This is a genomic window from Nissabacter archeti, assembly GCF_018257325.1.
GTDB lineage: Bacteria > Pseudomonadota > Gammaproteobacteria > Enterobacterales > Enterobacteriaceae > Chimaeribacter > Chimaeribacter arupi.
The window spans coordinates 208642-223221 of the sequence record NZ_JAERKB010000004.1 but is presented as its reverse complement, the minus strand read 5'-3'; the positions used below and the strand labels follow the sequence as shown (position 1 = coordinate 223221).

The following is a 14580-nucleotide window of genomic DNA, read 5'->3' as shown; positions in this document are numbered from 1 at the left end:
ATGATGGAGATTGATTACCGCCTCGACGGGCCGGAGCAGGCCCCACTGCTGGTGCTCGCCAACTCGCTCGGCACCACTTATACGATGTGGCAGCCGCAGATGGCGGCGCTGACCGCCCATTTCCGGGTGCTGCGCTATAACCCGCGCGGCCACGGCACTACCCCGCTGCCCGCTGAACCGCTGACGCTGGCGCAACTGGGTGAAGATGTGATTACCCTGCTGAATCACGTCGGTGCAGAGCAGGCGTATTTCTGCGGCATCTCGATGGGCGGGCTGACCGGGCTGTGGCTCAACCGCTATGCGCCGTCACGCTTCCACGCCTTTGTTGTCGCGAACACGGCCGCCCGCATCGGCAGCCGCGAAGGCTGGCTGGAACGGGCGCGGCTGGTACGCGCAGAGGGGCTGAAGCCGGTGGCGGAGGCCTCCCCCGCCCGCTGGTTCAATGAGGACTTTATCCGCCGCCATCCGGAACAGGTCAATGCCCTGGCCGCTGCGCTGGCGGCCGCCGATGCAGAGGGCTACGCCGCCTGCTGTGAGGCGCTGGCCGGGGCGGACCTCCGCAGCGCACTGCCCGCCATGCCGCGCCCGATGCGGGTGCTGGCCGGGCAGGATGACCTGGTCACCACCGTGCAGGATGCGGGGGAGATTCTCCGCCACGCGCCGGATGCTGAACTGCATATTCTGCCCGCCTCGCACCTCAGCAATATCGAAGTGCCGGACGCCTTCACCGCCCAATTGCTGCATTTTTTAGAACGACAAGGAGCCGCCGATGAGCATTCAGATCGCACGCATTGAGAGCTGGCTGGTGGATATTCCCACCATCCGTCCGCATAAACTCTCGATGGCCACCATGGGCTGCCAGACCCTGACCATCGTCAAAATGACCGACAGCGACGGCGCAGTCGGCTGGGGCGAGGCGACCACCATCGGCGGCCTGAGCTACGGCCCGGAAAGCCCGGAGGGCATCAAATCCGCCATTGACACTTACCTCGCCCCGGCGGTGTGCGGCAAACGTTTTGACGGCCCGGCATCACTGGCAGCGGCGATGAACCTGCCGGTGAAGGGCAACACGTTTGCCAAATCGGCGCTGGAAACCGCCCTGCTCGACCTTCAGGGCAAACGCCTCGGCGTGCCGGTCAGCACCCTGCTGGGCGGCGCGATCACGCCTTCCCTGCCGGTGTTGTGGACACTCGCCAGCGGCGATACCGGGCGCGATATCGACGAGGGAAAACGGCTGCTGGCAGAGGGCCGCCATCAGGCCTTTAAGCTGAAAATCGGCGCGAAAACGCTGGCGGAAGACCTGCGCCATACCCAGGCAATCAAAGAGGGGCTGGGCGACGGCGTCAGCATCCGGGTGGATGTGAATCAGGCGTGGGACGCCGTCACCGCCGTGCGCGGCATGGCGGCGTTGCAGGAAATCGGCATCGACCTGGTGGAGCAGCCGGTAGCATTGTGGGACCGTGCCGCGCTGGTCAGCCTCAGCCAACGTTTTGTGCTGCCGGTGCTGGCAGACGAAGCGGTAGCCGACGCCCACGACGGTTACGCGCTGGCGGCGGCCGGGTTTACCGGGGCCTATGCACTGAAAATTGCCAAAGCAGGCGGCCCGGCGCAGGCGCTGAAGCTGGCCCATGTGGCGCAGGCAGCGGGCATCGCGCTGTATGGCGGCACCATGCTGGAGGGTACGCTCGGCACCGTGGCCTCGCTGCACGCCTGGTCAACCCTGCCGCTCAGCTGGGGCACGGAGATGTTTGGCCCGCTGTTACTGAAAGACGATATTATTGCCAACCCCCCGGTTTTCCGTGATGGCCGGGTTACCCTGCCGCAAGGCCCAGGGTTGGGCATCACGCTGGATGAAGATAAATTCCGCTTCTACCAACGCAAATAGATCTTACACAGGAGTCACCGGATGTTATTTAAAGTTGAGATGACCGTGAATATTCCGCTGGATATGCCGAAAGATGTGGCAGATAAAATAAAAGCGGACGAGAAAGCCTATGCCCAGAAATTACAGGAGCAGGGCAAATGGCGGCATGTCTGGCGGGTGGCAGGCAGTTATGCCAACGTCAGTATTTTCGACGTGGAGAGCAATGAAGAATTGCATAACCTGTTGAACGGGTTGCCGCTTTACCCGTACATGACCATCAGCGTGGCACCGTTATGCCGCCACCCTTCCAGTATTCATAGCGACGACCGTTAATTAAAAAAGGCTATACCGGGCGGTGTATTCACGCCGCCCTGCCGCTGTCTACCCTGACCTACCCTACACTGCAATGAGGGCGATAACATGACAACTAAATTCAGCCAGCATGAAGACGTAAAAAAATTAATTGAGATCAGCAGCGGGCTTAATAGTGAAGGCGGCGATCTTCGCTTTAAAAAAATAATGCACCGGCTGGTGGGCGATATTTGTAACCTGATTGATGAATTTGATATTACGCCGGAGGAGTTCTGGCAGGCGGCCAATTACCTGCACACCCTGGGCGGGCGGCAGGAGGCGGCGCTGCTGGCAGCAGGCCTGGGGCTGGAGCACTACCTTGACCTGCGTGAAGATGCGCGCGAGGCCGAGGCGGGCTTTGGCGGCGGCACCCCCCGCACCATTGAGGGGCCGTTGTATGTGGCGAATGCCCCGTTAAGTGACGGCTATGCACGCATGGATGACGGCCGGGATCAGGGCCGGGTGATGTGGCTGCATGGCCAGGTGAAAGACACCGACGGCGAACCGCTGCCGGGGGCGATTGTTGACATCTGGCACGCCAATACGCTCGGCAATTACTCGTTCTTTGATAAATCACAGAGCGAATACAACCTGCGCCGCCGTGTGAAAACCGATGCCGACGGCCGTTACGCCGTGCGCAGCATTGTGCCGTCCGGCTACGGCTGCCCGCCGGACGGCCCAACGCAGGCGCTGCTGGACCGCCTCGGCCGCCACGGCAACCGCCCGGCGCATATCCACTTCTTTATCTCTGCGCCCGGCCACAAGCACCTTACCACCCAGATCAACCTCAACGGTGACCAGTACCTGTGGGACGATTTCGCGTTCGCTACCCGTGATGAACTGATTGCTGAACCGGTGGAGATCACTGACCCGCAACTCAGCGCCCGGCGCGACCTGCCGCACCCGCACACCGAGATTGAATTTGATTTCGTGCTGGCCCCGGCCACCCAGCCGCTGGAGGAGCAGCGCATCAACCGCCTGCGTGCCTTGCAGGAATAAAGCAGGAAGGAAAACACGGGCAGCGCGCCTGCCCGTGAACAAAGGGAATCAGTGGGTATGAACCGGCGCAGAATGGGGATTTTCCAGTTTTACAGACAGGGTGCGCCCATCGGAAATCTCCAGGCTGACGGCATTGGTGCGGCTGGCGGCCAACAGGTTAAACGTCAGCAGCATCACGACCGCCACCTGCTCCTCGGCCCCCAGTTTGCTGCTGATCAGCACCTGTTCAAGCCGGTCTAAAATATTGTCTCTTTCTTCATTCTTCATAACCCGTCACTCCGGAAACACAACCATGTGTCATCAGACGGCACGTGTGCAGGGTGCCCGGCCGCCTGTGGCGCTTACCTGCTGAATCAGGCGCGGAGAGTATACAAATTTAGCCACACAAACCAAAAGGCTATTCGCCATAATGGGAAACGTGCCGCATAAAATCAGCCGGGGCAGGAATAGCTGCAATAACAGGCACAAGCGTAATCATCAACTATTCTTATCTATGGTGGCACCCGTCGCGGATAATCTGATGAGGGGTGCTGACGTTGCGCCTTGCGGGCCGGAGCTTGCCCCAGAGTGGCGCGAGACGACAGGGAGGAGCTGATGACCCTTTATGTATGTTCCACGTGCGGCACCGCTTACCCGCCGGTCGCAGCCGCACCGGCACACTGCGCAATCTGCGATGATGAACGCCAGTGGGTACCGCCTGATGGGCAAAAGTGGACCACCGCCGAGCACATTGACCAACACTACACCCACGCCTGGCAGTTGCACGAGCCGGGCCTGTTCAGCCTGCACCCGACGCCTGAGCTGGGCATCGGCCAGCGGGCTTTTTTACTGCAAACCCCGCACGGCAATATCTTATGGGACTGCACCGCCCTGCTGGATGACGCCACCAAAGCGCTGGTGCAGAGCCTCGGCGGGCTGGCGCATATTGCCGTGTCCCACCCGCATTACTACACCCGGATGCAGGACTGGAGCGCAGCGTTCGGCAATGTGCCGGTTCACCTGCACGCCGCCGACCGTGCGTGGGTGGTGCGCCCTTCCCCGGCGATCCATTTCTGGAAGGGGGAAGCCCTGGATCTGCTGCCCGGTGTGCAGCTCGCCTGCCTCGGCGGGCACTTCCCCGGTGCCACGGTGTTGCACTGGAACGGCACCCACGATCGCACCGGTGTGGTGCTGGTGGGCGACACGCTGCAAATCTCCCCGGACAACGCCCACGTCTCCTTTATGCGCAGTTACCCCAATCTGTTGCCGCTGGGCGCAAGCGATGTGCGCCATATCGGCAGCCGGTTGGATACGCTCTCCTTTAACCGGTTGTACGGGGCATTTCCCGGCCAGCAAATCCTGCATGACGGCAAGCGCGTCGTGGCACAGGCGGTAAAACGCTATATCGATCTGCTGAGTTAGCGGGAAAAACGGGCCGGACAGCGGATGTCCGGCCGGCAGGTTACGGCGCGGTTGAGACGGCCTGCGGGGCAAAGGCCGCGGGCTGGCGGCTCAGGAACCGGGCGCGCCAGGGTTTCAGCACCCAGAGCGCCAGGGCCGCGGTGATGAAATCCAGGGTAATCGCGCTGCCGAACACCAGCCCCCAGCCACCGCTGTGCTGATAGAGCATCGCCGCCAGCGGCCCGCCGAAGATGGAGCCCACCCCTTGCGACATATAGAGCCAGCCATAGTTGCTGGTGGCGTGTTGCGCCCCGAAGGTGTCCGTCAGCGTGGACGGGAACAGCGAGAAGATTTCGCCCCAGCCAAAGAACACCAGCCCGGAGAGCAGCACAAACAGCACCGGATCGCTGCGGCACATCAGCCAGAGCGTCATCGCCACCCCTTCCAGCGCAAAGGCCCAGAACATCATCTTTTCACGCCCGATGCGGTCAGAGATAAAGCCGCACAGGGGGCGGGTCAGGCCGTTGGTGAAGCGGTCGATGGTCATCGCCAGCGGCAGCGCCGCCAGGCCAAACACCGTCACGCCGGTCATGCCGAAATCGTGGGCGAAGATCGCCATCTGCGAGGTGACCATCAGGCCGGAGGTGGACATCATGGTCATCATCAAAAACATCAGCCAGAACAGCGGCTGGCGCAGCATTTCACCGGGGCGGAACTGCCGCTGGGCAGGCGCGCCCGCCGTGGCGTCATGATGCGCCAGCACGGCCGACGGCGGCACCCGCAGCCCCTGCGCCGCGACAAACCCAATGGCGGCAAAGATCAGCCCGAACAGCCACAGGGTGTGGCTCAGGCCATACGCCGCCAGCGATGCGGAGATCGGGAATGTGGTGACAATCGCGCCCATGCCGTAGCCCGCCGCCACCATCCCGGCGGCAAAGCCGCGCTGCGCCGGGAACCAGCGCACCATCAGCCCCACCACGCCCACATAAACAATGCCGGTACCGAGGCCGCCCATACCGCCATACACCAGATAGAGCATCGGCAGGCTGGCGACCTGTGAGGTCAGCACCCAACTGAATCCCGCCAGCAGCGTGCCGAGCGAGATAAGCAACCGTGGGCCAAAGCGGTCAATCAATTTGCCCTGAAACGGTGAGAAGAAGGTCTGAAGGATAATCAGCAGGGAAAAGGTCACCTGAAGTTCTGCCAGCGGCACGTCCAATGACGCGGCCAGCGGCTTGGTCAGTAACGTCCAGACATATTGCGGGCTGGAGATTGCCGCCATACAGATCAAACCGAGCACCAGTTGCTGCCATTTGGTGCGTGCCGTAAAACCCAGCGGGAGAGTGTGTGCCGTCATACTTATCGTTCCTTTCATTCCGCCGCCGGGCGCGGGGATCGCGCCGGCCGCCAACAGGGATAAGCAGGTAATGCAGGATGTGTGCCAGGGGAAAGGGTAACCGTATGGCGCAAAAAGGGGCATTCGCCCCTTTCGCCTTCAGCGTGACAGCGTGGCCAGGCTGGTATCGAGTGCGCTGACCAGCCAGTCGATGTCGCTGGCCTGGAACGCCAGCGGCGGGCGCAGTTTCAGCACGTTGCCATACGGCCCGGCAACCGAGGTCAGTACCCGCTGTTCGCGCAGCCGTTCAGTCACGTCCAGTGCCAGCGCTTTGTCCGGGGTTTTCGCCGCCCGGTCGCTGACCAGTTCGAAACCGATAAACAACCCGGCCCCACGCACATCGCCCACGCACTCATACTTCGCGGCCAGCCCCTGAAGCTCACGTAACAGCTGTTGCCCCACGGCCAGGCTGTGTTGCTGCAATTGCTCGTCTTTAATCACCTGCAACACCGCCTGCGCGGCGGCCATCGCCACCGGGTTACCGCCAAAGGTGTTGAAATAAGGGATGGTGTCACTGAAGGCAGCCAGCACCTCGCTTTTTGCCAGCATGGCGGAAACCGGGATGCCGTTGCCCATCGGCTTGCCGGTGGTGACGATGTCCGGCACGATGCCGTGGCGCGCAAAGCCCCAGAACGCCTCACCGGTGCGGCCAAAGCCGGGCTGCACCTCATCCGCGATATAGATCCCGCCATTTTTATGCACCACGTCGATAACCGGTTGCAGGAACCCGGCCGGGTCCGGCAACACGCCGTCTGAGGAGAAGATCGAATCCGCCAGGAAACCGGCGAATGTAATGCCGTGCGCGGCCATGTCATCAATCTGTTGCTGGATCTGGCCGGCAAACCAGGCACCGAGATCAGGGTCAGTGACCCGGTAGCGGTCCGGCGGCGGCACCAGCCGGGTGGTGGCCGCCAGCGGCTGGCCGCTGCCGAGCGCCGGGGAGACGCCGGAGGTCAGTTCGCTGGTGCCGTGGTATGCCTCCTGCGTGACAATGATGCCGGTGCCGCCGCTGTACGCCTTCGCCACGCGGATCGCCAGATCGTTGGCTTCCGAGCCGGTGCACATATACATGGCGCGGTCGAGGGCGGCGGGCAGCGTCGCCAGCAGATCTTCTGAATAGTCGAGGATGCGCTGGTGCAGGTAACGGGTGTGGGTATTCAGTTGCTGCATCTGTGCCGTTACCGCCTCCACCACGGCCGGGTGGCAATGGCCGATGCTGGCGACGTTATTGTAGACATCCAGGTATTTGTCCCCGGCGGCGTCCCACAGGTACTGGCCGCGGCCTTTCACCAGATGCACCGGTTTGCGGTAGAACAAGCGGTAAGATTCCCCCAGCACCCGGCTGCGCTGGTCGGTCAGGCGGCGCGTGTCGCTGTCCAGCTGGCCGGCATGTTCCGCGCGGAAGCTGTTGGTGTCCATGATGGTTGAGCGTGTAGCCATAATGATCCCTTGTTTGCTGGGCGCGGGCGACCCCCGCGCATAATGGTTAATCCTGGGTCAGCATGCTGTCTTTTGGTGCGGCGGCGCGCTGGGCATGGGTCAGGCGGAAGTAGCCGTAACCCAGCAGCATCAGCCCGATAAACAGGCTGCCCACCTCCGGGTTAAACCAGAACATCGCGGCCAGGCAAACCAGCGCCAGCCCAAGCGCGATGCCCGGCACCAGCGGGTAACCCGGCGCGCGGAACGGGCGGCGCAGCCCCGGCTCGGTACGGCGCAGGCGGAACAGGCTCAGCATACTCATGATGTACATCACCAGCGCGCCGAACACCGAGAGCGTAATCATCGCCGCGGTCAGGCTCATGCCCTGCAAGTTCACCCGGCCATCCGCCAGGATCGCCATAATCCCGATCGCCCCGCCCGCCAGGATTGCCCGGTGGGGGGTGGAAAAGCGTGACAGTTTGGCCAGAGACGGCGGCAGGAACCCGGCGCGCGCCAGCGCAAACCCCTGCCGCGAGTAACCGAGGATGATGCCGTGGAAACTCGCCACCAGCCCAAACAACCCGATCCAGACCAGCATATGCAGCCAGCGTGAGTCATCCCCCACCACCCGTTTCATCGCCTGCGGCAGCGGGTCATTGATGTTGGCGAAGCTGCGCCAGTCGCCCACGCCACCGGCCATCAGCATCACGCCAATCGCCAGCACCACCAGCGTCAGAATGCCGCCGATATAGGCGCGCGGAATGGTGCGCACCGGGTCTTTGGCCTCTTCCGCCGCCATTGCCGTGCCTTCAATCGCCAGAAAGAACCAGATGGCAAACGGGATGGCGGCAAAAATACCGGAGAGCGTCTGGAGCGAGAAGTGATCGGCCCCCGCCCAGCCCTGGGCGGCAAAGTTCGCCACGCTGAACCCCGGCGACACCACGCCCATAAACACCAGCAGTTCCACCACTGCCAGCACCGTCACCAGCAGCTCAAACATCGCCGCCAGATGCGCACCGAGAATATTCAGCGTCATAAACACCAGATAGGCACCGATCGCCGCATAACGCGGATCCAGCGCCGGGAACTGCACATTCAGGTAAGCCCCGATCGCCATCGCAATCGCCGGTGGGGCGAAGACAAACTCAATCAGTGTGGCCATCCCGGCCAGAAAACCGCCGGTTTCACCCCAGGCCCGGCGGCTGTAGGCAAACGGCCCGCCGGCATGGGGGATCGCGGTGGTAAGCTCGGTAAAGCTGAAGATAAAGCAGCTGTACATGGCCGCCACCCCGAGCGTGGTGACCAGAAACCCCAGCGTCCCGGCCACGCCCCAGCCATAGCTCCAGCCGAAATATTCGCCGGAGATCACCAGCCCGACAGCAATACTCCACAAATGCCAACTGCCCAAAGAGGGTTTTAACTGACTCATTGCGTTACTCCGGTCGAGGTCAAAAGAGTGATCCCGATAATGCACGCCTTGTGCGCGGCTGACTTGACCGCAGCCGGTCAGCCGCTGTGCGCTGAAGTCAACTTTGCCCTTTGCGCCGCGCCCGCGTGTTCTGCGGTCAACTTCCTGCCCTGTGCGGTCAGGTAACGCCCTGCGTCCCGCCGCATCCTAACGCCATCAACCGCTCAGGCCGTATGCACCAATGACAGGGGACGCCACCATGACCACCATCGCCAAACAGTACGACACGCTGGACAACGCCGCCCTCGGCCGCCTCGCCGCCCAGGCGCTGGCCACCTGCCCCCAGGTTACCGCGCCGCAGATAGCGCTGTTCTGCCGCTCAGAGAATGCCACCTTTCAGATTACCGATGCCCGGCAGCGGCGTTATGCGCTGCGCATCCACCGGCCCGATTACCACCAGCAGGCGGAGATCCAGAGCGAGTTGCTGTGGCTGGACGCACTGCGTGATGCGGGCATTGAGGTGCCGGCGGCGCACACCAACCGTGACGGGCAGCAGGTGATCCCGCTGCGCACGGACACCGGCGACACCCGCTATGCGGTGCTGTTTGACTGGATCGCCGGGGAGGTGCTGCAAGATGACCTCAACCGGGTGGCGCGGGAGGATTTTATTGAGCTGGGGCGTACCACCGCCCGCCTGCACCAGCACAGCCGGGGCTGGCAGCGCCCGGCACATTTCCGCCGCCTGCGCTGGGATCACGCCACCATGACTGGCCCGGACGGCCACTGGGGTGACTGGCGCAGCGCGCCGGGGCTGAGCAACGCGGATATCCCGCTGGTGGAGGAGACGCTGCATCAGGTCAGTGCCGCCATGCAGGCGTTTGGCCAGGGGCCGGACCGCTTCGGGCTGATCCATGCCGATTTGCGCCTGACCAACCTGATGCGCCATCAGCAGCAGACGCGGGTCATCGATTTTGATGATTGCGGGTTTGGCTGGTACCTGCACGATCTGGCGGCAGCCATCAGCTTTGTTGAGCACCATCCTGATGCCCCGGCATGGGTCGCGGGCTGGCTGGAAGGGTATCAGCATACCTGCCCGCTCACCCCGGCTGAGGTGGCGGTCATCCCGTCGATGCTGATCCAGCGCCGGATTCAGTTGCTGGCCTGGGTGGGTTCCCATGCGGACACCGGGCAGGCGCGCTCGCTAGGGCCGCACTGGGCACAGGAGAGCATCAGGCTTTGCCGCCGTTACCTTGAACAGCGCGGGCTGCCGGTGGGTGCAGGCTGAATCGCCCTCTGGCAGGCATGGGCGATGGCACAGCTTTTGCTTTACTCCTGAGGTGCCCGTTTATCAGGAGAACGCGATGATCACTGCCCAGACCTTGCCCCACCCTGCTGTGCTCCCGGCGCTGACCCAACCGGCGATCTCCGGCCATCAGGGCATTCTGGCCGCAGCGGCCTGCGGGCTGGAAGCGTTTATCGCCCAGCAGGGCGGCGACCCGGAGCGCATCCTCGGCATGTGCCGGATCTCCCCGGCCCTGCTGACCCAGCCCACCCAAAGCCTGACGCTGCCCGGTTACTGCCGGGTGCTGGAGGAGGCGGCGCGCCAGACCGGTGCGGATAATTTCGGCCTGCACTACGGCCTGCAATTCAAACCCCAGCAGCTCGGCCTGATTGGCTATGTCGGTCTCTGTTCTGCCACCGCAGAACAGGCGCTGCGCAACCTGGTGTTTGCTTTCCCGTGGCACCAGCACGCCACCCTGACCCGGCTGGTGGACCTGCCGCACTGCCTGCGTTTCGATTACCAGATCCGCCACGGCGCGATTATCTCCCAGCGGCAGGATGCTGAGCTGACGCTCGGCATGGTGATCAACCTGCTGCGCCATGCGCTGGGGCCGCAGTGGGCCCCGAAAGAGGTGCATTTTGAACACCCCCGGCCGGAACAGTGGCACGAGCACTGCAAATATTATGATGCGCCGGTCTATTTCGACCAGCCGTTCAACTCGCTGCTTATCCCGCGCCATGAGCTGCAACGCCCGATGCCGGAGAGTGACCCGATCCTGCTGATGGTGATGCAGGACGCGATGCGCCGCCTGAACCAGAGCAGCCAGCCGTTATCCGTGCTAGACCAGGCGCGCGCTGCCATCCGCCAGCAGTTGCCGCAGGGTGAGCCGGTGATGGAGCAGGTCGCCGGGCTGCTCGGCATGTCGGGCGCGTCGCTGCAACGGCGGCTCAGTGACGAACAGCTCACGTTCAGCCGGGTGGTGGACAGGGTGCGGCAGGAGATGGCGACGCACTATCTGGCGCAGCGCCATTTGCCGATTTCGGATATGGCTTTCCTGCTGGGGTACTCTGAAGTCAGTGCCTTTTCCCGCGCCTTCCGCCGTTGGTTCGGCATCAGCCCACGTGCCTGGCGACAGCAACAAGACCGCCCCTGACATGCTGGGCGGTTCCTGCCGCCCGCCGCTTTTTTTACCGCCAACCGCGTATTCTCTCCTCTTTCCTGAGGTAAACCCCTACACCTGCTACACTTTTATGCACACATGGCAGAAGAAAACGGGGCGTGAACCCGCCCCCGACAGAGCATAAGAGGATACGCGCTATGGATTTTTTAGGGTGGACAGCCGCAACCGGTGGGTTGTTGCTGATGATGTCGCTGGCATCGGGGTGGATTAGCCGCAGCCCGGTCAGCACTTTTGGGCTGTATCTGGCCGCCGGGATTTTATGCGGCCCCTGGGCGCTGAACCTGTTACAGGTAGACGTGGTTGACCACTCAGTGCTGGTCGGCCGGGTCACGGAAATTGCGATGGCGGCCTCGCTGTTTATCACCGGGTTGAAACTGCGCCTGCCGTTTAGAACCCGCAGCTGGCGGATGGGCGCCCGGCTGGCGTTCCCGGCGATGTTGCTTACGGTCGGCGGGGTGACGGCGGCCGCGCACTATATGCTGGGCTTTGACTGGCCGCTGGCGCTGGCGTTCGGGGCGATTGTCGCGCCGACTGACCCGGTGCTGGCGAGCCTGATTTCAGTCAACGATGCCAGTGACAATGATGATTTGCGGGTCGCGCTCTCCAGCGAGGCCGGGATGAACGACGGCTCGGCGCTGCCGATCCTGATCCTGGCGATGATGCTGATCGGCTCACAGGGCAGCCTGAGCGGCGAAGAGTGGCGGCACTGGGCGCTGGTGGATGTGGTCTGGGCGTTGCTGGGCGGGCTGGGCATCGGGTTTGTGATGGGGCGGCTGGTTGGCCTGCTGGCGACCCTGTTGCGCAGCAAGCAGCATGACGTGGCCCCCAATGACTTTCTGGCGCTGGCGCTGATCGCCCTGAGTTATGCGGCGGCGCAAAGCCTGGAGGCCTCCGGCTTTCTGGCGGCGTTTGCCGCGGGCGTCGGGCTGCGCCGGGCAGAGATGAAAGTGATTAACCGCCACCCGCCGGAGGAGATCAGCGAGCATGAGAATTACCCGCCCGCCGAGGAGCTGGTTAACCCTAACCAGCGCCACACCATCGATACCGTCGGCCCCGCGCATTCGGTGGGCCTGGTGGTGGGCGATGCGCTGGCGTTCGGTGACATCATGGAGCGGATTTTTGCCGCTGCGATCGTCATCGTCCTGGGTATCACCCTCGCCCAGCACTGGGATTTCCAGGGGCTGTTGATGGCGGCGGTGCTGTTTCTGGTCATTCGCCCGGTGTCGGTGTGGATAGTGAGCATCGGCACCGGCATTCCGTCCCTGCGGCGCTGGCTGCTTGGCTGGCTGGGCATCCGCGGCATCGGCAGTATCAACTACATTGCCTACGCCTATACACACGGGCTGGGCAACGGGCCGGACGCCACGCGCATGGTGGACATCGCCTTTACGGTGATTGCCGCCAGCGTGATTGTGCACGGCATCACCGTCACGCCGCTGCTTAACCTGCGGCAGGCGCGCAAGGCAGCAAAAGAGGAACGCCGCCGCCAGGAGCAGGAACAGCGCGAAGCGGGTGAAGAAAAGACGCAGGAAGAGCAACAGAAACAGTGTGAAAAAGTCGAAAAATCAGAGGATTAATCTTTTTACGGTGCGCGCGGTTTTGCCGGATTTCAGGTATGTTGGCTATAGTTACTTTTTAGCCCATAGCCTGAGGATGTGAGTAAATGGAACCGATGAACGTAGCACGTATTGCGGCTTTTTCTGACAGATGGCAGGGCGGTAATCCGGCAGGGGTGATGATTACGGATGCCCTGCCGGAGGCGGCCGAGATGCAGCGGATTGCCGCAGAGGTGGGTTATTCCGAGACGGCGTTTCTGGCCCCGCAGGACGACGGCTGGCGCATCCGGTATTTTGCCCCGGAGATTGAGATCCCTTTCTGCGGCCACGCCACCATTGCTGCCGGTGCGGTACTGGCCACCCGTTTCGGGCCGGGACGCTACCGGCTGTTTCTGAACAATGGGGAGATAAGCGTGGAGGGTGACAGCCAGTCGGGGCTCTCTGCGGCGGCCCTCGACTCCCCGCCGACCCGCAGTGAAGCGGCCCCGGCGGCCCTGGTGGCAGAAGCGCTGGCGCTGTTCGGCTGGCAACAGGAGGATCTGGATGCACGCCTGCCGCCGGCCCTGGCTGAAGGCGGCGCCCGCCATCTGGTGCTGGCATTGCATGACCGCGAAACCCTGCGGGCGATGCACTATGATCAGGCGCAGGGCAAGGCCATGATGGAAGCGCACGGCATCACGACGTTCTGCCTGGTGCATGCCGAAAGCCCGACCCGCTTCCATGCCCGTAACCCGTTTGCGATCGGCGGGGTGTATGAAGACCCGGCCACCGGCGCGGCAGCGGCTGCGCTCGGCGGCTACCTGCGTGATATCAACTGGCCGCACGGCGGCGAGGTGGACATTATTCAGGGTGAAGATATGGGTATGCGCTCGCTGCTGAACATCCGCATCAGTGACGAGCCGGGCGGCAGCATCCGCGTGGCCGGTACTGCCCGGCCAATGGACAACACCGCCATCAATGTGGCGTAACACGCCCGCCTCCTGCCAAGACTTTTATGGCGGCCCTTGTTCCGGGGCCGCCATTTCCTAAAGAAACTTTTAACGTTTACCCGCCCCTGCCTGTGTCTATGTCATCGTCTGGCATGGAAAAATTTTCACCGGCCGCGCGGCTATTTTTTACGAGAACACGTAACAGGTTAATTAAATTTATTTTCGTATAAATGAAACCATGATTAATTCAGCAATGGGTTTCTTTTTTTAAAACGCTTGTTACACTCCCACCCCGTTCTAAACCGCTAGCAGGCTCGTTATTCTAATTAGATTTTATTTAAACCGATAATGTTTAGCGGGAAGATCCTATCTTCATCCTCTTTTATTAACATGTGCCAACAAGATGCCACCCGTTTAATAAAAGGAATGATGATTAAATTAAGCGCAGAACCCCCCACCATGATGATCGGTGGCAAGACGAAAACTGACTTCGCCTGACATAACCTTCAGGACGCCAGGGCTCGGAATATGGCGTGGCCGGGCAGTTGAGGGCTCGTGAGTAAACAATTCAGAGACTGGATTCACGGTGTTGATGCGCCTGATTGACGTGAATAATAACGCGCCAATCAGGCTGATATAGCGCAATAATGTACGCGTTTACTTATTCCCTTACTGACGGAAGCCACTTTCAGCCAGCGGTTTTATTTTTGCGCATTCAGAATTTTTGGATATGACGCCACCGGCTATCTCACATTTTCTTTTAGCAGATATAAACGTCAGGCAAACATCATTTTGACGGGCTATCCCGGATGCAGT

The 14580-nt window shown here is 62.1% G+C and carries 13 protein-coding genes; 9 read left to right on the top strand and 4 right to left on the bottom strand.

Annotation, left to right across the window (positions count from 1 at the left end; translation table 11 throughout):
- Window positions 1-3: 3 nt before the first annotated feature.
- The 4 genes from pcaD to catA all read left to right on the top strand — a co-directional run bounded on the left by pcaD (window position 4) and on the right by catA (window position 3214).
- Window positions 4-795 (top strand): 3-oxoadipate enol-lactonase, encoded by a 792-nt coding sequence (gene pcaD / locus JK232_RS07080; RefSeq protein WP_072928146.1) that lies wholly within the window; start codon window positions 4-6, stop codon window positions 793-795.
- Window positions 770-1885, top strand: coding sequence for a muconate cycloisomerase family protein (locus JK232_RS07075; RefSeq protein ID WP_072928147.1), 1116 nt, complete (start codon window positions 770-772; stop codon window positions 1883-1885). Before pcaD ends, JK232_RS07075 begins: the two co-directional genes overlap by 26 nt.
- 21 nt (window positions 1886-1906) lie before the next feature.
- Window positions 1907-2197, top strand: a complete 291-nt coding sequence (catC, locus tag JK232_RS07070) for a muconolactone Delta-isomerase (RefSeq protein ID WP_072928149.1) — start codon at window positions 1907-1909, stop codon at window positions 2195-2197.
- 87 nt (window positions 2198-2284) lie between these two features.
- Window positions 2285-3214, top strand: coding sequence for a catechol 1,2-dioxygenase (gene catA / locus JK232_RS07065; RefSeq protein WP_072928150.1), 930 nt, complete (start codon window positions 2285-2287; stop codon window positions 3212-3214).
- A 48-nt stretch (window positions 3215-3262) separates the two neighbouring features.
- Here catA and JK232_RS07060 read toward each other — a convergent pair whose 3' ends face one another.
- Window positions 3263-3481: a hypothetical protein gene (locus tag JK232_RS07060; protein WP_072928152.1), complete on the bottom strand. Its 219-nt coding sequence runs from the start codon at window positions 3479-3481 to the stop codon at window positions 3263-3265.
- Window positions 3482-3808: 327 nt separating this feature from the next.
- Here JK232_RS07060 and JK232_RS07055 point away from each other — a divergent pair, with 327 nt between their 5' ends.
- On the top strand, window positions 3809-4615 hold the full coding sequence (locus JK232_RS07055; RefSeq protein WP_072928153.1) for an MBL fold metallo-hydrolase: 807 nt from the start codon (window positions 3809-3811) through the stop codon (window positions 4613-4615).
- Between the two features lie 40 nt (window positions 4616-4655).
- Here JK232_RS07055 and oxlT read toward each other — a convergent pair whose 3' ends face one another.
- From oxlT to eat, 3 genes are all read right to left on the bottom strand, one after another.
- On the bottom strand, window positions 4656-5951 hold the full coding sequence (oxlT, locus tag JK232_RS07050; protein WP_072928155.1) for an oxalate/formate MFS antiporter: 1296 nt from the start codon (window positions 5949-5951) through the stop codon (window positions 4656-4658).
- Window positions 5952-6089: 138 nt separating this feature from the next.
- Complete coding sequence (locus JK232_RS07045) at window positions 6090-7430, bottom strand: aspartate aminotransferase family protein (protein WP_072928156.1); 1341 nt, start codon at window positions 7428-7430, stop codon at window positions 6090-6092.
- Between the two features lie 46 nt (window positions 7431-7476).
- Window positions 7477-8838 (bottom strand): ethanolamine permease, encoded by a 1362-nt coding sequence (eat, locus tag JK232_RS07040; protein WP_072928158.1) that lies wholly within the window; start codon window positions 8836-8838, stop codon window positions 7477-7479.
- 238 nt (window positions 8839-9076) lie between these two features.
- On the opposite strand from eat, the gene JK232_RS07035 reads away from it, so the two are divergent.
- The 4 genes from JK232_RS07035 (at window position 9077) to JK232_RS07020 (ending at window position 13803) form a co-directional block, all read left to right on the top strand.
- Window positions 9077-10102 (top strand): phosphotransferase enzyme family protein, encoded by a 1026-nt coding sequence (locus JK232_RS07035; protein WP_212588979.1) that lies wholly within the window; start codon window positions 9077-9079, stop codon window positions 10100-10102.
- Window positions 10103-10178: 76 nt separating this feature from the next.
- A complete protein-coding gene (qhpR, locus tag JK232_RS07030; protein WP_101834935.1) occupies window positions 10179-11252 on the top strand; it encodes an AraC-like transcriptional regulator QhpR in 1074 nt (357 codons plus the stop codon).
- A 164-nt stretch (window positions 11253-11416) separates the two neighbouring features.
- A complete protein-coding gene (locus JK232_RS07025; protein WP_101828259.1) occupies window positions 11417-12856 on the top strand; it encodes a cation:proton antiporter in 1440 nt (479 codons plus the stop codon).
- A gap of 86 nt (window positions 12857-12942) precedes the next feature.
- Window positions 12943-13803 carry a PhzF family phenazine biosynthesis protein gene (locus JK232_RS07020; protein ID WP_072928165.1) on the top strand — a complete coding sequence of 287 codons (861 nt, stop codon included), beginning with the start codon at window positions 12943-12945 and terminating at the stop codon, window positions 13801-13803.
- The last annotated feature ends 777 nt before the right edge of the window (window positions 13804-14580 follow it).